Source organism: Bradyrhizobium erythrophlei (genome assembly GCF_900129505.1).
In the GTDB taxonomy this organism is placed as follows: domain Bacteria; phylum Pseudomonadota; class Alphaproteobacteria; order Rhizobiales; family Xanthobacteraceae; genus Bradyrhizobium; species Bradyrhizobium erythrophlei_D.
In genome coordinates, this window is the sequence record NZ_LT670818.1 from 1,387,763 (window position 1) to 1,409,844 (window position 22,082).

The window sequence follows — 22,082 nt, forward strand, 5'->3', positions numbered from 1 at the left end:
CTGCTGTCTCTATCCCCTGATCTGCACGCCGGCCCATTCCTCCGACAGTTTGGCGATCGAGGTGAAATCGGAGTCGGGTCCGTACTTGGCCTGCGTCAACGCCAGGATCTGGCGCACCACCGCGCCCATGATCATCGGAATTCCCATCGCTTCCGCCTCGTCGAGGCAGAGCCGGACGTCCTTGTAGGACAGCGCGGTGGCGAAGCCGAAATCGAAGGTGCCCGGCAGCACCGAGCGCGGAAACTTGTCCTGGGTCGCGCTGTTGCGCCCCGAACTGACATTGATGATGTCGAGCAGCACTTTTGGATCGAGCCCGGCCTTGACCCCCATCGCCATGCCCTCCGACGAGATCACCAGCGCCGCCGCGGCCAGCAGATTGTTGACGAGCTTGGCGGTCTGCGCCAGGCCCGGCTTTTCGCCGGTGAAGAACAGCTTGCCGAAATGCGTGAGGATCGGCGCGACCTTGGCGTCGTAGATATCGCGCGGGCCCGAAACCATCACCGCGAGCGTGCCGCCCTTGGCGCCGGCGATGCCGCCGCTGACGGGAGAATCGAACAGGGTGATCTGCCGCTCGCCGAGGCCCTTGGCGACGATGGTCGCAACGCCGGGTCCGGTGGTGGAAAGATCGATCACGGTGCGGACGCGATTGCCGACGCCCACGCCGTTCTCGCCGAGCGTCACCGCCTTGACGATGTCCGGCGTCGGCAGGCTGAGCAGCACGATTTCGGCGGTCGACGCCACTTCACCGGACGAATGCGCCAGCCGCGCGCCGCGCGCGACCAGCTCGGCGGTGGCCTCCGGCTGCTTGTCATAGACGCAGAGCGAGTAACCCGCGTCGAGCAGGCGCGACGCCATCGGGCCACCCATGCGGCCAATACCAATGAATCCGAGAAGCTCACCCGCCATCGCATGTCCTCCGTCGTCGTCGGCCGGTCTTGATCGCCGGTCGCGCTTGTTCGGAGGGAAACCTAGCCGGTCCACCGAGGCGGGGCATCGCCGTTTAGGGAATAACAGCTTTCCGGGACACGACGGGCGATGCCGCATCGCCGCGGACGCGTGACGGCGGCTTGCGTCCGTCCGGCGACAGCCATAGGCCCTGCTGGACGAGGTCCTGCACCTGGCGCCGCACCATCTTGGCGAGCGCCCGCGTCGCGGTGGTGGTCGGCCGCTGGCTTGAGGTCGCTAGGATGAGCTGCCGGGTCAGCACGGGATCGACGATCGACCAGCTCTTCAGCCGGCCGGCCTCGATCAGATGACGCGCCGGGCCATAGGACAAGAGCGTATAGCCGACGCCACGCTCCACCAGACGGAGCGTCGACGGCATGGCATCGACCTCGAGCACGACATTTGGTTCGATCGCCGCCTCGCCGAGGAAGGCGTCGACCACCAGCCGCAGGCCGTGCGGACGGCTCGGCAGGATCATCGGCAGTTCGACCAGGCGCGAACCCGGCACCGGCCCCGCGGTCAGCCCGGCCGGATCGTTGACTGCACCCAACAGGCTTATCTCCTCCTGCAGCAGCGGCTCCGCGCTCAAATTGCTGATGCGCGGCGCGTTGTAGAGCACCGCGACGTCGATCTTGCCGGTGATCAGCCATTCCAGCAGATGGCCGCTGAACCCCTCCACTATCCGCATCGAGATCAGCGGGAACTCGGCGCGGAAGCATTGCACCAGCGGCACCGTCAGGATCGAGCCCACCGACGGCGGCATGCCGATCGCGATGGTGCCGCGCGGGCTGGAGCGCAGCGCCATCACCTCCGAGGCCGCGCGGGTGACGGTGTCGAGCACGCCGCCGGCATAACCGTGCAGCAGCTTGCCCGCCTCGGTCAGGACGATGCCACGCCCGTTGCGGTAGAACAGCTCGATGCCGAGCTCCTGTTCCAGCGCCTTGATCTGCCGGCTCAGCACCGGCTGCGCCACCGACAGCACCGCGCCCGCGCGCGAGAATGAGCCGAATTCGGCCAGCGTTGCGAAGGCCTTGAGTTGCTTGAGATCCATTCCGCTCCATCCGGGTGGACACGTCCACCCACGGTTTCGACATTAGGGTTAGCCCACGGACGACAGCGGACACCGTCGCCGGCATCTGGCGGTTTTTCCTCCCGCGCGCAGCGCGCCGGGCAACCGCCAAAAGCGCGTACCGGCAGATCATAATGTCTGACACGAAAAGGGGAACCGCTGTTCGCCTATCGGTGCCAGGCTCGGTTTCCAGGATGCTATTCGGTGTTTTTGCTCGCCGAGCGCCTCAAGCTCAGCTTGCCTCGCCGATCTAGTTGTCCAGCCGGGAATGGGTAAGCAGCTCTTGCCTACTCACTTCGAAAACACGAATGGGAGAAGTTCTATGTTGAAGGGCAGTTTGTGTCCTGCTGCGCTGGCGAGCCTGTTTATGTCAGGCGCCGCTTTCGCTCGACAAAAAATCAAAGTCGGTGTTACGGCGACCCTGGAGGGCACCTATACCACGCTCGGTGAGGACGGCATTCGCGGTTTCCAGACCCGCCTTGAACAAATTCGGCAAACCGCCGAGACCGAGACGTCAACTAGGCCGTTTTCAACGTGCTCTGTTGGATGGAGCGACGCGGTACCTGCGAGAAGAGCAGGCTGAGCCCCTCGGCCATCGTCGGATGCGCGAAGGCGGCATCAGCAAGCCTCGAATATGAAAGGCCAGCCAACATTGCCGTGTACACCGTAGCCAGAACTTCACCCGCCTCGGCGCCTATCATCGCGAAACCGAGAATGCGATCGTCATTCTCGGCGATCAGCGCCTTCATAAAGCCTTGCCTCTCGTCGGTGGCCTGGGCGCGCAACACGGAATTCATCGGCAATTTCGCAACCCGTGCCGCGATTCCTCGACGCTCAGCTTCGGCTTCACTAAGCCCCACGCGGGCGAGCGGAGGATCTGTAAACATGCAGTAAGGAACGAGTCGATCGCGCGTGCTGCGAGCGTTCCCAGCGAGATTGTCGCGAATGATGCGAAAATCATCTTCGGATATGTGCGTGAATTGTGGGCTGCCCGCGCATTCCCCTACGGCCCAGAAACCCGGGGCACTGGTCTCGAGGCGTTCATTGACGCGAATGTACCCACGATCGTCCAACTCAATCCCTGCCTCCTTGAGTCCGATTCCACTGGTGTTGGGAATACGTCCGGCTGCCACGAGGATGTCGCTACCCTCTATCGTTCGTTCGCCGGAGCGCGTGCGCACAGCAAGGCTAACCTTCTCGCCGGATCGCCCGCGCACCTGGAGGAGTTCGGCTCCCGCTACAATTTCAATTCCTTCGTCGCTCAGAATCCGCTGCATCTCCTGCGCAACGTCCAAATCCTCCCGACCGAGAATCTTGGGGCCAGACTCTATGATGGTCACCTTGCTGCCAAAACGGCGGAAAGCCTGTGCAAATTCGAGGCCGGAATAGCCGCCACCAATCACGAGCAGATGCAACGGCAAATGGTCGAGTTCCAGGGCCTCGACGTGCGTCAGCGGACGGGCTGCATCGAGGCCGGCAACATTTGGAAGGGCCGCGTGCGTTCCCAGGTTGAGGAAGACTGTGTCCGCCGAAAGCACGCGTTTGGTTCCGTCATTCAGGGTAACCTCAAGCGCTTTCGGCCCTGCGAAACGCCCGGTTCCCATAATTAATTCCGCACCGCTTTCCTTGTATTTCTGCAGGTGCCCCGCAACCTGTCGTTCAACCATCTCCCGCTTCCGCTTGCGAACCGTACTCATGTCAATCGCTACCGGGCCGGCGGTCGTCCCGAACTGCGCGGCGTTGCGCGCCAAGTACGCAACCCTCGCGCTCGATATCTCATTCTTGCTGGGCATGCAGGCGATGTTGGGACAGGAGCCTCCAATCCACTGCCGCTCCACGACGGCCGTTCGTCGTCCCGACTGAGCCGCGTGCCAAGCTATGAGCTTGCCGCCTGTCCCGCTGCCGACCACGAGAACTTCAAACTGCTCTGCTTGGGGCATAGGCCTTCTCCGTGTTGTGGATTTCGGTAGTGGATCTCGCTGCTTTGGAGTGAACAGGTGGGTGAGCAACATCGGAATAAAAGCGGCCTTCCCACCACCCTCCGATTTCCAATCAATTGCGTCGCTACTTTCGGGCCTCTATCTCACCATCGACGGATACATCAACGACCGCATAGAGCAGCTCTCGTCCGGTACCAGGAAGGGCGCGACACCACCCGCTTGATGAGCCCGGCTCATTTCGCCGAGCCGGATCATCCAAAAATCGACACCAAAAAATCGACACCAAATGTGGTTGAACAAAGACAATCGCGCAGTGAGATCGTTCAACTAGACAATCGTGAAGGCCCTCGACAGCGTTTGCCTCGCGCGGATTTGATTTGCTCGCCGCAAGTCTGGCGGCTCGTGAGCCACAAACAGACGTTGGCCTGGCAACATCGCGACCGTCAGATACGGATTCTCGTTCTCGCGGCGCGAAGACGCCCGGGTTTTGCAAGGACCTTGTCCCTCCGAGAACAGAGGGCGCAGGGAATGCCGGGCGTCCGATGCGCCCGATAGCCGCGTGTGCAATGATAGTGGTAGTACGCACACGCGTTAGTCAGGTCACACCGGCAAACACCCGGCATTCCCCGCGCAATGGTTTTACGGCCTATTTCGTACTCTCCCCGGCGATCGGGCTTTTTTGTCACCGTCGCCCCGCAGATGCTTCCGCGAAACTTGACGCCAGCGTCGAGGTGTCAGGACCATACGACTTCACCGTCCGCATCAAGTGCTCTCGTCAGGTGCACCATCAGCGTCCACCGCATCCCGCTCCGCGTTCGTGACGTTGCGCAACGCCCCTCTGTGTGGGACGGGACGACGCGGATATAGAACTGATTTGGTGTTTCGGAAAACCAGAATATTTTTGCAAACAGGGCTGGACAGGCAAATCACTGATTTGCCCGTCGGGTGCCTTGCAGGCGCGAGACGCACCCGTCATTGCCGGCTTCCGGCTGGCAATCGACCGCCCTCGCCCCCAGATAATGGACCGGTCAGGAGTTTTGGCATGACATCGCTTTCGATACTCGATCTGGTCCGCGTCACGCAGGAGACAGATGCACGCGGCGCGTTCGACAATGCGCGCGATCTCGCCGCGCACGCCGAACGATGGGGCTATCGCCGCTTCTGGGTCGCCGAGCATCACAACATGCCGGGCGTCGCCAGCGCCGCCACCGCCGTGGTCCTGGGTCATATCGCGGCGGGCACGCGCAGCATCCGCATCGGCGCGGGCGGCATCATGCTGCCGAACCACGCCCCGATCATCATCGCCGAGCAGTTCGGGACCCTGGCGCGGCTGTACCCCGGCCGTATCGACCTTGGCCTCGGGCGGGCGCCGGGCACGGACCAGATCACCGTCCGCGCGCTGCGCCGGACATTGCAGAGTTCCGACAATTTTCCGCAGGACGTGCTGGAGCTGCAGGCCTTCTTCGCAGCGGCCGGACCGAACCAGGCCGTGCAGGCGGTGCCGGCCGCCGGCACCGACGTGCCGTTGTGGATTCTCGGATCCAGCACCTACGGCGCGCAGCTCGCCGCCGCGCTCGGGCTTCCCTACGCCTTTGCATCGCATTTCGCGCCCGAACAATTGCTGCCGGCGCTCGACATCTATCGCGCTCGCTTCGAGCCGTCGGAGCAACTGGCAAAACCCTACGCCATGGTCGGCGTCAACGTCATCGCCGCGGATACCGAGCGCGAGGCGAAGCGGCTGGCGACGACGCAGCAGATGTCGTTCACCAACATGTTTCGCGGCAAGCGCGGCTTGAGCCAGCCGCCGATCGACGACATCGAGACCTACTGGTCGCCCGCGGAGAAAGCGCAGGCGATGGGAATGCTGGCACGTTCCATCGTCGGATCGCCGGACACCGTTCGCACCGGACTTGCGGCCTTGGCGGCCGAGACCGGGGCAGATGAGCTGATGGTGGTCTCGGATATCTACGATCACGGCGCGCGTCTGCGCTCGTTCGAGCTGATTGCCGCCGCGCATGCCGGGAATGGAAGCGAATCAGAGGTCGGCGCCGTCGCGTAACGGGTCACACGCCGCCGCGCACGATCTCGTCCGACTTCAAGCACCTCGTATCGACACCAGTCCGCGAAGTGACTGATTTGACCCGTGGGGCAAATCACCACGTCCTCCCAGGAGCAGATGATTCACTCGGCCGGCGCGGCGTGTTCGGCAATCTTCGCCTCGGGCAAGAGCGTCCCGCCCGTTCCGTGCTGGATCAGGGGTTTGGAGCCCGTCATGCTCCGCAGCAGCACGTAAAACACCGGCGTGAGGAACAGACCGAAAACCGTCACGCCGATCATGCCGGAGAATACCGCAACGCCCATGGCGCGGCGCATTTCCGAACCTGCACCCGTCGACAGCACCAGCGGCAGCACGCCCATGATGAAGGCCGTCGAGGTCATCAGGATGGGGCGAAGCCGCAGCCGGCTGGCTTCGATGGCAGCCCTGACCGGCGAGCGGCCGGCGAACTCCAGCTCGCGCGCGAATTCGACGATCAGGATCGCGTTCTTCGCCGATAATCCAACCAGCACGATCAGCCCGATCTGGGTGAACACGTTGTTGTCGCCCTTCGACAGCCAGACGCCGAACATCGCGGCGAGAAGGCCCATCGGCACGATCATCAGGATCGACAGCGGCAGCGCGAGGCTCTCGTAGAGCGCGGCCAGCACCAGGAAGACCAGCAGGATCGCCAGCGGAAAGACCCACAACCCTGAATTTCCCGCGATGAATTCCTGATAGGTCAGGTCGGTCCATTCGAAGGCAAAACCCGGCGGCAGGGTCTCCGCCGCGATCCGGGTCGCGGCCTCCTGTGCCTGCCCGGACGAATATCCGGGAGCGGCGGCGGCGTTGATGTCGGAGGACAGGAAACCGTTGTACCGGATGGCGCGTTCGGGACCCGCGCTTTGGCGAATCTTGAGCAGCGCCGAGAGCGGAATCATGTCGCCGGACGCCGAGCGCACCTTCAACTGCCGGATGTCGTCCGCACGGGCGCGGAACGGCGCGTCGGCCTGAACATAGACCGAGTAGGTGCGGCCGAATTTATTGAAGTCGTTGACGTAGAACGAGCCCAGATAGATCTGCAGCGTGTTGAAGACCTCGGTCACGGGAACGCCGAGCTGCAGCGCCTTGGTGCGGTCGATGTCGGCGAACAATTGCGGTACATTGACCTGGAAACTCGAGAACACGCCGGCGATCTCCGGCGCCTTCGCCATCGCCGCCATGAACGCCTTGGTCGCCTCATCGAGCGCCTCATAGCCAAGCCCTGCCCGATCCTCGATCTGCAGCTTGAATCCGCCAATGGTGCCCAGACCATTGACCGGCGGCGGCGGGAACATCGCGATAAAGGCTTCCTGGATGCCGGCGTATTTCTTGTTCAGGTCGGCGGCGATCGCAGTACCGCTGAGCGAGGAGTCCTTGCGCTCGCGGAAGTCCTTCAGCGTCGAGAATACGATGCCGGCGTTCGAAGAGTTGGTGAAACCGCTGATCGACAGGCCCGGGAAGGCCACCGAGCTCTGCACGCCAGGCTGGGTCAGTGCGATGTCGCTCATCTTGCGAATGACTTGCTCGGTCCGATCCAGCGTCGCGCCATCGGGCAGCCGGGCGAATCCGACGAGGTACTGCTTGTCCTGTCCGGGCACGAAACCGCTCGGCACCTGCCTGAACAGGCCTGCGGTGGCTAGAACCAGAAGCAGATAAACGCCGATCACCAGCACCTTGCCGGAGATCACGCCCTTCACGCTGCCGCTGTAATTGTCCGAGGCGCGCGCGAAGGCCCGGTTGAAGCGGCGGAAGAACCAGCCCAACGCCTTGTCCAGAATGAGGGTCAGCCGGTCCCTGGGCTCGTCATGCCCCTTCAGCAGCAGCGCCGCCAGCGCCGGCGACAGCGTGAGCGAGTTGACCGCGGAGATCACGGTCGAGATCGCGATCGTCAGCGCGAACTGCTTGTAGAACTGGCCGGTCAGGCCGCTGATGAAGGCCAGCGGCACGAACACCGCGATCAGCACCATCGCGATGGCAATGATCGGGCCCGAAACTTCCTTCATCGCCTGGTAGGTTGCATTCCGGGGCGATAGCCCGGATTCGATGTTGCGTTCGACGTTCTCGACCACGACGATGGCATCGTCGACCACGATGCCGATCGCCAACACCAGTCCGAACAGGCTGAGCGCATTGATGGAAAAGCCGAAGACGTGCATCACCGCGAAGGTGCCGACGATCGACACCGGCACCGCCAGCAGCGGAATGATCGATGCCCGCCAGGTCTGCAGGAACAGGATGACCACCAGCACGACCAGCGCCACCGCCTCGAGCAGCGTATGGATGACCGCTTCGATCGACGAACGCACGAACTGCGTCGGATCGTAGACGATCTGATAGGTAACGCCCTCCGGCATGTTCTTCTTGATGTCGGCCATGGTCGCGCGAACGCTGTCCGAGATCTGCAGCGCGTTCGACCCCGGCGCCTGGAAGATGGGAATGGCCACAGCCTGCTTGTTATCGAGCAGCGACCGCAAGCCATATTCCGACGCGCCGAGTTCGACACGCGCGACGTCGCGAAGCCTCGTCACCTCCCCGCGCGCGCCGGTCTTGACGACGATGTCGCCGAACTGCTCCTCGGTGGAGAGCCTGCCTTCGGCATTGACGGAAAGCTGCAGGTCGAGACCCTTGACGCTGGGCGATGCGCCGACCACGCCGGCCGCCGCCTCGACGTTCTGGGCCTGGATCGCCTTGACGATGTCGTTGGCGGTCAGTCCGTGTTCGGCGGCCTTCTGCGGATCGACCCATACCCGCATCGAATAATCGCCGGCGCCGTAGAGCTGGACGTCGCCGACGCCATCGATCCGCGCCAGCCTGTCCTTGACGTTGAGGACGGCGTAGTTGCGCAGGTAAGTCATGTCGTAGCGGTTGTTCGGCGACAGCAGATGCACGACCATCGTGAGATCGGGCGAGCTCTTCTTGGTGATGATGCCGAGCTGACGGACCACCGCCGGCAGCCGCGGCTCGGCCTGCGCGACGCGGTTCTGCACCAGCTGCTGCGCCTTGTCGGGATCGGTTCCGAGCCGGAACGTCACGGTCAGCGTCATCGCACCGTCGGTGGTCGCCTGGCTGCTCATGTAGAGCATGCCTTCGACGCCGTTGATCTGCTCTTCGATCGGCGTCGCCACGGTCTCGGCGATGACCTTGGGGTTCGCGCCGGGATAGGTCGCGCGGACCACCACCGACGGCGGCACCACGTCGGGATATTCCGAAATCGGCATCGCCATCAGCGAAATCAGGCCGGCCAGGAAGATCAGGATCGACAAAACGCCCGCGAAGATGGGCCGGTCGATGAAGAATTTGGAGAGATTCATGGCGCGCTCCGCGGGCGGTGGATTCTTATTGTTGCGCGACGCGCTGGTTATCATCGGCGGAGGCGTGCTGCGAACCATGCACACCCATCTCCGCCACCTCCGATTTCAGGAGCGCGCCGGGACGTACCCGCTGCAGCCCGTTGACGACGACGCGATCGCCGGACTTGAGCCCGGAGGTCACGATGCGCATGCCTTCAACGCTGCCGCCGAGCGTGATCGCGCAGTACTGCGCGCGGTTGTCGGCGCCGACGACCATGACGAACTTCTTGTCCTGGTCGGTTCCGATAGCGCGTTCGTCCACCATCACCAGCGTCTGCAGCTTGGGTTGCCCCATTCGCAGCCGCGCGAACTGGCCTGGAATCAGCCGGCCGTCGTCGTTGTTGAAAGTGGCGCGCACGCGGATCGTGCCGCTCTGCCCGTTGACCTGATTATCGATGAGCTGGATGTGGCCCTGGACGATGGAGCCTGAAGACGTCGACATCTCGACCGGAATTTGATCGAGCTTGCCGCGCTTGCCGGAAGCATCCGCGATCGAACCGATGGCGCGCAGCACGATATCCTCGTCGGCGTCGAAACTCGCGTAGATCGGATTGACCGACACCAGCGACGTCAGGACCGGCGACGAGGTTCCGGCCGCGACCAGATTGCCTTTCGTCACCTCGATCTTGCCGACACGTCCCTCGACGGGGGCGCGGACCTCGGTGTAATCGAGGTTCAGCCTTGCCGTTTGCAACGTGGCTTCCGCGGCCTTCACATTGGCGATGGCCTCGCGATTGGCGTTGTCGCGCTGGTCGAAGTCGCGCCGGGTGACGACATTGTTGCCGACCAATTGTTGCCCGCGTTCGAGCTCCCCGGCGGTAAACACCACGCGCGCCTTGGCAGCCTCCAATTGGGCCTGGGCCTTGTCGACTTCGGCGGCGTAGGGCGCCGGATCGATCTTGAACAGCACGTCGCCCGCCTTCACCAATTCGCCCTCGGTGAAATTGGTCGATTGAATGGCGCCGGCGACGCGCGAACGAAGCTCGACGCGATTGACGGCTTCGAGCCGTCCGGAGAAATCGTCCCACAGGCTGGCCTGACGCGGCTCGACAACCGCGACCGTCACGGCCACGGCCTGTTCCTGGGCCGGGGTGGTGGTTGCCTGCGCGGCGTAAAAATAGTGCCCGGTGACGACCGAACCACCGGCGACGGCCGCTGCGGCGATGGCCAGACCTCCGAGCACACGTCGGAATCGGCTTGGACGGGGGGTGATGCTGGACTGAGGCATTCTCGCGCTCCATAAATGTAGTGTTCGCTACAGATGTGGAGCTGGACGCCGGTCGTCAAGATACTTATGTATCGCATACTAAGAAAATCCCGAGGAGACCGCAATGGCCATGGGACGTCCCCGCGGCTTCGACGCCGATAAGGCCCTGGACGAGGCGATGGAAGTGTTCTGGCGACACGGCTATGAGGGCGCGACGATCGCGCAACTCACTGATGCGATGGGGATAAATCCGCCAAGCCTGTACGCGGCTTTCGGCAGCAAAGAAGGCCTCTTGAAAGCTGCGCTCGACCGCTACGCCTGCAGGCGGGCGGCGTTCATGGAGGATGTCCTGGGCGCGCCGACCGCCCGCACCGTCGCCGAAAAAATGCTGATGGGGATCGCGGATACGCAGACGGACCCCGCCAACCCGCCGGGCTGTTTGCTGGTCCAGGGCGGGCTGGCTTGCGGCACCGGATCGGAAAACGTTCCGTTCGAACTGGCCGCGCGTCGCGCCCAAACCGAAGATCAACTTCGCGAGCGGTTCACCAGGGCCAAGGCGGACGGCGACCTGCCAACCAGCGCCGATCCCGCCGCCCTCGCGCGTTATCTTTCGGCCGTCACCGTCGGCATGGGCGTGATGGCATCCTCGGGCGCGGACCGCGAAGCGCTGCGGCAGATCGCTGTCATTTCACTGAAGGCGTTCGACGAGCAGTCCGCTCTCAAGGCAAGTTATACCAACGGCCCTAATTATTGACTGTTGCCCATGTTCGTGTGGTGATTGAGGCGATGCGCTTTGGATCGTGTTCAAAGAAGTTCCATGCGTCGCAGGTTTTATCAACGATGTCGTCGTAGTCGTCGAAGACGGTGATCGCGAGTTTGTTGCCGCGCAGATATTCCCAGACGTTTTCGATCGGATTGAGTTCAGGCGCGTAGGGTGGCAGACGCACCAGGGTGACGTTTTCGGGGATCGTGAGCGCGGCAGCAATGTGATAGCCGGCGCCATCGAGGACAAGAGCGGCGTGGCTACCTGCCGCCACCTTGCGGCAGATCGCTGTGAGATGCAGCGACATGGCCTCGGCGTTCGCCGCCGGCATGACCAGACCTGCTGCGACGCGACGCTGCGGACAGGCCGCGCCGAACAGGTAGGCCCAGTCGTAGCGCTGGTCGTGCGGTGCGCGGGGCCTCGTTCCACGCTTGGCCCAGACGCGGGTCAGCGTGCCCTGCTGGCCGATCCGGGCCTCGTCTTGGAACCAGATTTCGATCGGCTTGTCTTTGGCGTGCTCGGGAATTTGCGCCCTGACGGTCGCGGCGAAGTTTTTTTAAACGTCTGCTGGGCTTCTTCGTCAGCCTGCGGGTGGCGGGGCCTTACCGACAGTTTGCGGTAGCCGAGCTTGGCTAGAACCTTCCCGACCGAACGCTCGTGGAGCGTGACACCGAAGCGCCGCTGCAATTCGTCGCGCAGATCGACCCGCCGCCAACGCACTACCCCGTGCACCGCGGGGTCGGGGCCGGCCTCGACAAGCTCGGCCAATTCGGCCTGCTGCCGCACCGTGAGTTTTGATCCGGGACCTGGCGATTTGAGATTGCGAAGCCCGGCCAGTCCCGCGGCGTTGTAACGGTGCACCCAGTCCCGCAAGGTCTGACGGTCCATGCCGCAGGTTTCGGCCGCCGTTTTGCGGTCCGAGCCATCGAGCACCAGCGCAAGCGCGAGTATCCGACGCGCCGCGGCGCTATCCTTCTCTCCGCTCGCCGCCTTGCGAAGCGCCGAAGCCGTCAGATCAAGTCGGGTGATCGATACCGCCGCTCCCATCGATGCCGCTCCTCTCAAAGGCTAGCATCGAGTCAGAGTTTCCCTGATTTGGGAATCCCTAATGAGTCACAGTTTCGGGCCGTTGGTATTAGATCGCGGCGGCTATTGGCGTCGCTGGATGGAAGCGGTGGCACCGCCGAATGACGGTGGTCCACCGTTCAGGCCGGCGATCGGGAGGCGTGCCTGAAAAGCTGACGCTCGGCGGCAAATCCACTGTCGGCTTCCGCCGAGGGGACCAGACTCGCGCGTTCCATGTGAGGGGCGTGGATCACGAAGCCGCCCTTGCCGCGACGTTTGGCCTCGTACATGGCGCGGTCGGCCGAAACCGCATACTGGAGATGCATTTCTCGAGATTTGATGGCATGATCATCAATGGCCGCGGAGGCTCCGAGACCGAGGATTTCTCGTACGTGATCAATCCCGGCCAAAACGATGCGCTCAAAGAGATGCACTCCAGAATCAAGCGGACGATCGCGACTGCGGTCAGACGGCGAGAGAAATGGAGGACGTTATGGCGTCGTGGCGTGACGACAAGGCCCGGGCGACTCTGATCCACGAAGCCGCGGGTAACGTGCAGCCGGGCAAGGCGCCCCGATCGTTTGCCGAGCATCTGTTCGGCCATACCAACCTCGAGGACCTCGCCAACTACGATGCGGCCTCCCTGGCCTTCCTGGCGGAACAGGCCTGGGAGCATGTGCAGCAACGCACGGCGGACCGTGCCGACATCCGCGTCATCAATCCGATGATGCCCGACGGGCGCGAGATTTCCGTGCTCGAAGTTCTCAACGACAACATGCCCTTCCTGTTCGATTCCACCATGGCGGAGCTCGCCGAGCAGGGCATCGAGGTCACGCTGGTCGCCCACCCGATTATCGCCGTGCAGCGCAACGAGCAAGGCAAGCTGCTGCAGCTCTACGGCGAAGCGCTGCCGGAGGGAGCAAAGGGCGAGCGCGAAAGCCTGATTCATTTCCACATCGCGCGCCTGGACGCTGATGCCGACCGCCAGAAGCTGATCGAGGGCCTGACCAAGACGCTCAACGACGTGCGCGCCTGCGTCGTCGACTGGCGGGCCATGCGCACCCGAGTCGAGCAGGCGATCATGACTTTCCGCTCCAATCCGCCGCCGCTGCCGATCGACGAGGTCGCCGAAGCCAACCAGTTCCTGCAATGGCTGTGCGCCGACAATTTCACCTTCCTGGGCTTGCGAGAATATCGCTTCTCGCCCGACGCCGATGCGTCGGACGACATCAGCACGGGTGAAGGCCTCGGCATCCTGCGTGATCCCGATGTGAAGGTCCTGCGCCGCGGCACCGAAATGGTGGTCATGACGCCGGAAATCCGCGAATTCATGCGCGAGCCGACCGTCCTCATGGTGGTCAAGGCCAATGTGAACAGCCGCGTTCATCGCCGCGTCCGCATGGATTATGTCGGCATCAAACTGTATGCGCCCGACGGCCGGCTCGAGGGCGAGTTGCGCCTCGTCGGCCTGTTCACCTCGGGTGCCTATACCCGCTCGGCGCGGCAGATCCCCTATGTCCGCCACAAGGTCGAGCAAGTGTTGCAGCGCGCCGGCTTCGACCCAGCCAGTCATTCAGGCAAGGCGGTCCTGCATATCCTCGAAGAGTATCCACGCGACGAGCTCTTCCAGGTCGATACCGAAACGCTCTACAATTTCGTCATGGAAGTCCTGACGCTCTATGAGCGTCCCCGCGTACGGGCGCTGGCACGGGCCGACAAGTTCGACCGTTTCGTCTCCATCCTCGTCTTCATTCCGCGCGAGAAATACGACACCGATGTGCGCACGCGCGTCGCGGACTTCCTGGCGCAGGTCTATAAGGGGCGCTTGGCGGCCTCCTACGCCTCCTTCCCCGAGGGATCGCTTGCGCGCGTCCACTACATTATCGGGCGCTATGAGGGCAAAACGCCCGTCGTCGAGCGCGCGACGCTGGAAGCCGAGATCAGCGCCATCGCCGCGACCTGGGGCGACAAGCTGAAGGCGGCGCTCGGCGCCTCGACCGACGGCATGCGAGCGCGCATGCTCGCCAACCGTTACGCCCAGGCCTTCACTGGCGGCTACACCGAGGCCTTCGGCGCCTCGCAGGCGATTGCCGATATCGCCACCATCGAAAAGCTCACCCCGGCCCGGCCGGTGGCGATCTCAGCCCACCGCATCGAGGGCGAGGACGATCCAACACGCTTCGGACTCAAGGTCTTCTCGCATGGCGCGCCCCTGTCGCTGTCGTACCGGGTGCCGGTAATCGAACATCACGGCCTGCGCGTGGTCAACGAGCGCACCTATCAGATCGTGCCTCGCGCCATGCCGGCGCCGGCGCCGGTATGGCTGCACGACATGACGATCGAGGCCAACGACGGCAAGCCGATCGTGATCAGCTTGGAATTCAGCCAGCGCCTGGAAGCCTCGATCATGGCGGTGGTCGGCGATCGGGCCGAATCCGACGGATACAACGCCCTCATCCTGCGTACGGCTCTGAGCTGGCGCGAGGTTTCGACCATCCGGGCACTCTCCCGCTACCTGCACCAGATCCGCGCTCCGTTCAGCCAGGACTACATGTGGGAGACCTTGCGCAAGAACACCGCGATCACCGCCAGCATGGTCGCACTGTTCCAGGCTCGCCTCGATCCGCGCCTCGCCACCACCGACGCCGAGCGCTCGGCACGTGAGACGCCCCTCCTCACCGAGATCGAGGAGCAACTCAAATCCGTCGCTTCGCTCGACGAAGACCGCATCCTGCGCCGCTTCACCAATTTGGTGCAGGCAACCATCCGCACCAATCTGTGGCAGATCGGCCAAGACGGACATCCGCGTCCGGTGATCTCCTTCAAGTTCGACGCGCGCAAGATCGAGGACCTGCCGGCCCCGCGGCCGCTCTACGAGATCTTCGTCTATTCGCCGCGTGTCGAAGGCATTCATCTGCGCTTCGGCAAGGTCGCGCGCGGTGGGTTGCGCTGGTCTGACCGGCCGCAGGATTTCCGCACCGAGATCCTCGGCCTGGTCAAGGCCCAGCAGGTCAAGAACGCCGTGATCGTGCCAGTCGGCGCCAAAGGCGGCTTTGTGCCCAAACGCCTGCCACCGCCCTCCAATCGCGACGCCTTCATGGCCGAAGGTACCGAAGCCTATCGCATCTTCGTTCGCTCCATGCTCGAGCTTACCGACAATATCGACGGCGACATCATCGTGCCGCCCGACTCCACCGTGCGGCATGACGGCGACGACCCCTATCTCGTGGTCGCCGCGGACAAGGGCACCGCCACCTTTTCCGACATCGCCAACACGATCTCTGCCGAGAAGGGCCATTGGCTCGGTGATGCCTTCGCCTCCGGCGGCAGTCAGGGCTATGACCACAAGAAGATGGGGATCACGGCGCGCGGCGCCTGGGAGGCGGTGAAGCGCCATTTCCGCGAACTCGGCACCGACATTCAGAGCATGCCTTTCACGGTCGCCGGCGTGGGCGACATGTCCGGCGATGTGTTCGGCAATGGCATGCTGCTCTCGCCGGCGACGAGGCTCGTCGCTGCTTTCGATCACCGCGACATCTTCATTGATCCCTTGCCAGACCCGGCCGTCAGCCACGCCGAACGCCTGCGCATATTCACCCTGCCGCGGTCGAGTTGGCAGGATTACAACAACGCGCTGATCTCGCAAGGCGGCGGCGTTTTCTCGCGCTCGCTCAAGGCCATTCCGCTCGCCCCGGAAGTGCGCACCCTTCTTGATCTCGATAAGCCGCAAGCCACGCCTTTCGAGGTGATGACGGCGATCCTCAAAGCGCGCGTGGACCTTGTGTGGTTTGGCGGCATCGGCACCTATATCCGCGCGTCGGGTGAAAGCGACGATCAGGTCGGCGACCGCGCCAACGATCCGATCCGGATCACGGGTGCCGATGTCCGCGCCCGCGTGATTGGCGAGGGAGCCAATCTCGGCGTCACCCAGCGCGGCCGCGTCGAAGCCGCGCAGACGGGCGTCAAGCTCAACACCGACGCGATCGACAATTCGGCCGGCGTGAACACCTCCGACGTCGAGGTCAATATCAAGATCGCGCTGGCGCGCCCCGAGCGCGAGGGACGCCTCAGTGCGGCTGACCGCAACAGCCTGCTGGCCGCGATGACCGACGAGGTCGGCGCCCTGGTGCTACGCAACAATTATCTGCAGACGCTGGCGCTTTCGCTGGCCGAACGCAAGGGCCTGGCCGAGACCGGCTTCCTCACTCGCCTGATGCAGTCGCTCGAGCAGCGCGGCCTCCTCAGCCGCGCTGTGGAATTCCTGCCCGACGATGCGGCGATCGCCGAACGCGCCCGGCGCGGCCAATCCTTGACTCGGCCGGAACTTGCCGTGCTGCTCGCTTACGCCAAGCTGACACTTTACGACGATCTGCTCGTCACCAGCGTGCCCGACGATCCGTATCTCGCCCGCGAATTGTCTCAGTACTTCCCGCGCGAGGTTGAGGACAAATTCTCCGCTGCAGTGGAACACCATCGACTTCGGCGGGAGATCATCGCAACCAATCTCGCCAATACCGTTATCAATCGCGGCGGCCCGGCCTGTGTCGTGCGCCTGATCGACGAGACGGATGCCGACGTGTCGACCATTGTCATGGCCTTCGTGGCGGTAGGTGAATCCTACGATCTGAAGCGGCTGAATGACGCGATCGATGGACTCGACACCCGCATCGACGAGAAATTGCAACTCGGCCTTTACGCGGCGATTCAGAATCTCCTGCTCTCCCGCATGGTCTGGTATGTGCGCAATGTTGATTTCGAGGCCGGCCTGGACTCGGTCATCGCGCGCTTCGGCCCGAGCATCCGCGAGATCATCACGGGACTCGACAAGACCCTGCCGGAGGACTTGCAGGCCGGGCGCAGCAAGCGACGGCAGGATCTGATCGATGCCGGCGTCCCAGCCGACCTCGCGGGCGAGCTCGCTGATCTCGACGCCTTGGTCTCGGCACCGGATATCGTGACCGTCGCGGAGCGCACCAGCCGGACCATCGGCGACGCCGCCGCAACCTTCTTCGCCGCCGAGGCTAATTTCCGCCTCGATCGCCTTATAGCCGCCGCACGCAGCGTACCGGCAAACGATAATTTCGAACGTCTCGCCATTGATCGCGCCGTCGATCAGATCGCAGCTGCCGAAAGAAGACTGGCTGCGGATATGCTGGCGACCGGCGAATGCGGCCTGCAGGCCGCCGGGACTTGGCTCGCGGCTCATCCTGAAGCGACGCGCATCCGCCGCTCGGTCGAGGAGATTACTGCCAGCGGCCTCACGCTCGCGAAGCTGACAGTGGCGGCGAACTTGCTGGGGGATATGGTGAAGGGCTGAGTGCGCTCGCTCACGATAAGTGATTCGGGGATATGAGCGCTCGTAGATGGTAGATGCTGTGGGAAACCGGGTTTCGCGAGCAAACGCTCACCGATCAGCTCCCGCGCCGGAGCGGCATCGTAGAATTTCGAACAAGATCGTGAAATTGGCGCGCCACGGCCGAAGATGGGCACTACTCCCTCACGATTCCCCTATGATGCCGAAGCCCGCGATACGCTACAATCGGCAAGTCTACGATGCTCTGCCATCTAGCACTACGCATCGTGGATCCCCCGATGTTGCGGGTGCTCCGCTTACCCCTCAATAGCGGTAATCTCGCTCAGCCTCCCAGATAGACGCGAAGGGCCAATGCACAAAACGCGACATTGCGTTGCTTTCCGCGTCTACGCAAGTCCCCGTTCGCGATCTATAACTGTTTCAGGAATTCCAGGAGCGCATTGCTTACGTCTTTGGCGCGCTCTTGCTGAGTCCAATGACCGCAACCTTTCAAGACTATTGTCTCGCGAAGCAAGGGCACGAACTGTTTCAGGCTAGGGACGAGATGGCTCCAACTCGGCGATCTGTAAACCCCGTCTCGATCGCCAACGACATAGAGTGCCGGGACCTGAACCTTTGCGCCGGACCATGGTGCGAGCAACTCCCAATTGCGATCAATGTTGCGATACCAATTCAAACCTCCTCCAAAGCCGGTGCGCTTGAACTCTTCAACGTAAAATTCGATGTCACCGTCCGTGAGCCACGTCGGCAATGATTGGGTTGTAGGCTTCCCATCAAGCCAACCCCCCTCACTAGGAAGCATCGTGAGCGACGCAGGATCTTCAACCGGCGCATCGCCAGATAGAGCGAACAATGTCGTCTTGATTGCGTTGTGGACGTCTTTTTCGAGTTCTGCCTCGGCAACGCCCGGCGTCTGGAAATACAGTTGATAGAAGCGCTGCTTTTCGGTCCTCGGCATGACGGTGCTTGGTCGGTTGGGACCACGCACCTGAAACGGCACGCTCAAGCCAACGACGGCCCTAAATCGATCCGGTCTGAACAGAGCGCAGCGCCAAGCGACCGGCGCTCCCCAATCATGTCCGACAACGACTGCTTGATCCGTGCCGATCGCGTCGAGCAATCCGACCATGTCTCCGGTCAAATGCAATAGAGTGTATTGATCGATCGCATCAGGTTTGTCCGTCTGCCCGTAACCACGCATGTCGGGCGCGATGGCGCGATATCCGGCGGCGGCGAGCGCTTCCAATTGGTGCCGCCACGAATACCAGCACTCCGGAAAGCCATGGCAGAGAAGCACGGTGGGGCCGCTCCCTGCTTCGGCCAGGTGCATTCGAATGCCATTTGTCTCGATAAATCGATGCGAGATCGTCATTGCCAACCTCCGTAAGATCCAGTCACATTGTGAGCTCCAGCCACAACCGAAGTGGCTCCGCCGACACCCAGTCGAACGGCGGACCGCCAAAACGACATGCTCTACGAATTTATTTTCGAGCCCGCACCGCGCCTCCGGCAGCATCGGCGCAAGGTCGGCTTCGGGTCAATCGCGTCGATTTTGCGACGTCTGCTTTAGCGTCCGCTATCCACAATACCGGACATTCACGTCCGATTGGGACTGGCCTGCCTGTCGCCTTGCCGCGCCCGAATTGCAAACGACCGGCGCAGCCGCGGCAGCTCCGGCGTTCTGCCCTCGACCGGCTAAGAGACATGAGCTGCACCTGCGGTCGACAAAGACCCGGCATATCAACTGCGCCAAATCCACGCGGAAGCTGCTCGCGTCATGCTTGTCCTGGTTTTTGTCCGATGGCGGTTTGGCGAACGATAGCGCAGGACCGGCGAGGCGCAGACAACCGACCGCTTGATAGCAGGATAAAAGGGCAAGGTGCGCCGTGGTCGATCTTCAGACAGTGCAGAAGCTTATCGCAATTTTTCTGGCATCTCCGCACATTGCAAGAATCCGGGTTCTCGTTTGCGCTCAAGAGGTCAGTGCAATGTGCGGCCGAGACCGACCTGGCTTGGCGTTGCTGAGCGATCGGCGCTTGGAATGGCGCTGCCGGACCAAGCGACGCCGGTCAAGGCTCGCGCTCGCGCGCGCCCGGCTCTGCCGGCTCACGGCCTTGACGGGCCTCGCCTGCGCCGGCGTTTGACGGCCACGCGCTGATGGCTCAGCGCGAGCGAGTTGCCGCTCCTCGTCGAACGAATCGGCGGACAAACTTGCGCCGTTCTCTCGATTGAGTCTGCTTGCCGAAGGGGCGCCATGGCTCATCATCAGAAATCTCGGCCGAGGCGAACGCGGTCATTGGGTCCGTTGCCCGACGACCTCTACGACCATTTGCGGCCACCAGTTCGACGAAAGGGCCGCCCGGCAAAGAAGAAGCAATCTGAGTGGACCGTGACCGACGACTGGCCTGATGAGGTCCCGATCACCGAGGCCGAGATCGAGGTATTCGAGGCCTGGTTCGGCGACCTGTTCGACGAATTGTTTTCAACCCGCCACTGAGCCCTTTGCTTTGGAGATCGCCATGACGATGCCGGTTCGTGCAGCCCTCTACCTGCGAGTCTCGACAGGCCGGCAGGCAGAGAATGATCTTTCCATCCCGGACCAACGCCGCCAGGCGAAGGCCTATTGTGCATCGCGCGGCTGGGAGATCGTCGCTGACTATGTCGAACCCGGCCTGTCCGCCACCGATGACCGAAGGCCGGAATTCCAGCGCATGATCGACGCGGCAACCACCAAGCCGCCGGCGTTCGATGTGATCCTGGTCCACAGCTTCAGTCGATTCTTCCGCGACCAGTTCCAGCTCGAGTTCTATGTCCGCCGCCTCGCCAAAGCCGGTGTCCGGCTGGTCTCGATCACCCAGGAGCTCGGCGACGACCCGATGAGCAACATGATCCGCCAGATCATGGCGCTGTTTGACGAGTACCAGTCCAAGGAGAACGCCAAGCACACGCTTAGGGCCATGAAGGAGAGCGCCCGTCAGGGATTCTGGAATGGCGCGTTGCCCCCGATCGGCTATCGGATCGTGGAGGCCTCCGAGCAACGCGGACACCGGACCAAGAAGACCCTTGAGATCGACCCCGTCCAGGCCGAGACCGTGCGCCTGATCTTCCGGCTCGCACGGGAGGGCAGCGGAAGCTCGGGGCTGATGGGCGTCAAGTCCATCGCCACGCACCTGAACGCTATTGGCATCCGCACCCGCGACGGCGGGCGCTGGGGTGTCGATGCCGTCCACATGGTGCTGACCCGGACGACCTACATCGGCCGCCACCGCTTCAACACCAAGTTCTGGAAGACCCGCGAGCGCAAGGCGGAGACTGAAGTCGTGGAAATGGCAGTGCCAGCAATCGTCGACAAGGAGGAATTTGAGGTCGTCCAAATGCTGCTCAAGAGCCGCAGTCCCGCGATGATCGCCCCAAGGGGCCCGACGCTCCTTACCGGCATCTGCTTCTGCGCCGCTTGCGGTGGAGCGATGACGCTGCGCACCGGCAAGAGCGGCCGTTACCGCTACTACACCTGCTGCACCAAAGCCCGCCAGGGCGAAACCGGTTGTCCGGGTCGCACCGTCCCGATAGAAAAACTCGACAATCTGGTCGCGGAGTACATCGAGCAGCGTTTGTTGCAGCCCAAGCGACTTGAGCGGCTTTTGTCGCACGTACTCGATCGTCGCACCGAGCGCGCCGAGCGACGAAAGTCGCATATCGCCGAATTGCGCAAGCGGGCGACTGAGGCAGACGCCAAACTCAAGCGGCTTTACGACGCCATCGAGAACGGCGTCGCCGATCTGTCCGACCCCATGCTGAAGGGCCGCATCGGTGAACTGAAGGCCACGCGCGATCAGGCCCGCCTTGACGCAGAGAGGGCCGAGGACGCGATTGATCGCGCCGGCCCGACCGTCACGCCACAGACCCTCAAGACCTTTGCCAGGACCGCCCGCAAGCGGATGCGGACCGAGAACGGCGGCTACCGCCGCGATCACCTGCGCGCGCTCGCCCAACGTATCGAAGTCGACCAGAAAGAACTGCGCATCATGGGATCGAAAAGCGTACTGCTGCGCACGCTCGTCGCCGCATCAAGCGCAAAAACGGCGGGTTTTGGCGTGCCCAGTTCTGTACCGAAGTGGCGCGCCCGAAGAGATTCGAACTCCTGACCCCTAGATTCGTAGTCTAGTGCTCTATCCAGCTGAGCTACGGGCGCGTGTTTCGCTGGGCATCTTGGGCTCAACAGCCCGCATGCATTGTGAGGCATGTCCAGAGGTCGCGAAAGCGCCCCCTAGCTACCGGCTCCGGCCCGGCTTGGCAAGGTCCGGAAGGCGGCAGATTCCACCGTCATTCCGGGGCGATGCGGAGCGTCGAAC

The 22,082-nt window shown here is 63.0% G+C and carries 12 protein-coding genes, 1 tRNA gene and 1 pseudogene; 6 read left to right on the plus strand and 8 right to left on the minus strand.

Annotated features, from left to right (window positions below; all coding sequences use genetic code 11):
• Positions 1 to 9 precede the first annotated feature (9 nt).
• The gene (locus B5525_RS06510; RefSeq protein ID WP_079565272.1) at positions 10 to 906 is read right to left on the minus strand and encodes an NAD(P)-dependent oxidoreductase; all 897 of its coding nucleotides are present in this window, start codon (positions 904 to 906) and stop codon (positions 10 to 12) included.
• Positions 907 to 1,000: 94 nt separating this feature from the next.
• Positions 1,001 to 1,996, minus strand: a complete 996-nt coding sequence (locus tag B5525_RS06515; RefSeq protein ID WP_079565273.1) for a LysR substrate-binding domain-containing protein — start codon at positions 1,994 to 1,996, stop codon at positions 1,001 to 1,003.
• A 340-nt stretch (positions 1,997 to 2,336) separates the two neighbouring features.
• On the opposite strand from B5525_RS06515, the pseudogene B5525_RS46075 reads away from it, so the two are divergent.
• Positions 2,337 to 2,495, plus strand: a pseudogene (locus tag B5525_RS46075) (ABC transporter substrate-binding protein); the annotation flags it as partial.
• 37 nt (positions 2,496 to 2,532) lie between these two features.
• On the opposite strand, the gene B5525_RS06520 reads toward B5525_RS46075, so the two are convergent.
• Positions 2,533 to 3,954, minus strand: a complete 1,422-nt coding sequence (locus B5525_RS06520; protein ID WP_079565274.1) for a mercuric reductase — start codon at positions 3,952 to 3,954, stop codon at positions 2,533 to 2,535.
• 1,042 nt (positions 3,955 to 4,996) lie between these two features.
• Between B5525_RS06520 and B5525_RS06525 the strand changes: the two genes are divergently transcribed.
• A complete protein-coding gene (locus B5525_RS06525) occupies positions 4,997 to 6,013 on the plus strand; it encodes an LLM class flavin-dependent oxidoreductase (protein ID WP_079565275.1) in 1,017 nt (338 codons plus the stop codon).
• Positions 6,014 to 6,135: 122 nt separating this feature from the next.
• On the opposite strand, the gene B5525_RS06530 is transcribed toward B5525_RS06525, so the two are convergent.
• Together B5525_RS06530 and B5525_RS06535 are read right to left on the minus strand one after the other, a co-directional pair.
• Positions 6,136 to 9,342 (minus strand): efflux RND transporter permease subunit, encoded by a 3,207-nt coding sequence (locus B5525_RS06530; RefSeq protein WP_079573016.1) that lies wholly within the window; start codon positions 9,340 to 9,342, stop codon positions 6,136 to 6,138.
• 25 nt (positions 9,343 to 9,367) lie between these two features.
• Positions 9,368 to 10,609, minus strand: a complete 1,242-nt coding sequence (locus B5525_RS06535) for an efflux RND transporter periplasmic adaptor subunit (protein ID WP_079565276.1) — start codon at positions 10,607 to 10,609, stop codon at positions 9,368 to 9,370.
• Between the two features lie 103 nt (positions 10,610 to 10,712).
• Between B5525_RS06535 and B5525_RS06540 the strand changes: the two genes are divergently transcribed.
• Entirely contained in the window at positions 10,713 to 11,342 is a 630-nt protein-coding gene (locus B5525_RS06540; RefSeq protein ID WP_079565277.1) for a TetR/AcrR family transcriptional regulator, read from the plus strand.
• Here B5525_RS06540 and B5525_RS06545 read toward each other — a convergent pair.
• Positions 11,332 to 12,398 (minus strand): IS630 family transposase gene (locus tag B5525_RS06545; protein WP_197687878.1). Its coding sequence is split into 2 segments (ribosomal slippage): positions 11,332 to 11,909 and positions 11,909 to 12,398, totalling 1,068 coding nucleotides; the frame shifts between segments, so codons are not numbered across the junction. The two genes, B5525_RS06540 and B5525_RS06545, sit on opposite strands and share 11 nt — an antisense overlap.
• A gap of 179 nt (positions 12,399 to 12,577) precedes the next feature.
• On the opposite strand from B5525_RS06545, the gene B5525_RS45275 reads away from it, so the two are divergent.
• Together B5525_RS45275 and B5525_RS06555 are read left to right on the plus strand one after the other, a co-directional pair.
• The gene (locus tag B5525_RS45275) at positions 12,578 to 12,949 is read left to right on the plus strand and encodes a hypothetical protein (RefSeq protein ID WP_172899825.1); all 372 of its coding nucleotides are present in this window, start codon (positions 12,578 to 12,580) and stop codon (positions 12,947 to 12,949) included.
• Complete coding sequence (locus B5525_RS06555; RefSeq protein WP_079565279.1) at positions 12,898 to 17,733, plus strand: NAD-glutamate dehydrogenase; 4,836 nt, start codon at positions 12,898 to 12,900, stop codon at positions 17,731 to 17,733. The genes B5525_RS45275 and B5525_RS06555 overlap by 52 nt, the downstream gene beginning before the upstream one ends.
• A 406-nt stretch (positions 17,734 to 18,139) precedes the next feature.
• On the opposite strand, the gene B5525_RS06560 is transcribed toward B5525_RS06555, so the two are convergent.
• Positions 18,140 to 19,102: an alpha/beta fold hydrolase gene (locus B5525_RS06560; protein WP_079565280.1), complete on the minus strand. Its 963-nt coding sequence runs from the start codon at positions 19,100 to 19,102 to the stop codon at positions 18,140 to 18,142.
• Positions 19,103 to 20,249: 1,147 nt separating this feature from the next.
• On the opposite strand from B5525_RS06560, the gene B5525_RS06570 reads away from it, so the two are divergent.
• Entirely contained in the window at positions 20,250 to 21,875 is a 1,626-nt protein-coding gene (locus tag B5525_RS06570) for a recombinase family protein (RefSeq protein WP_079573018.1), read from the plus strand.
• On the opposite strand, the gene B5525_RS06575 is transcribed toward B5525_RS06570, so the two are convergent.
• A tRNA-Arg gene (locus B5525_RS06575) sits at positions 21,846 to 21,922 on the minus strand. The genes B5525_RS06570 and B5525_RS06575 overlap by 30 nt on opposite strands.
• Positions 21,923 to 22,082: the final 160 nt, after the last annotated feature.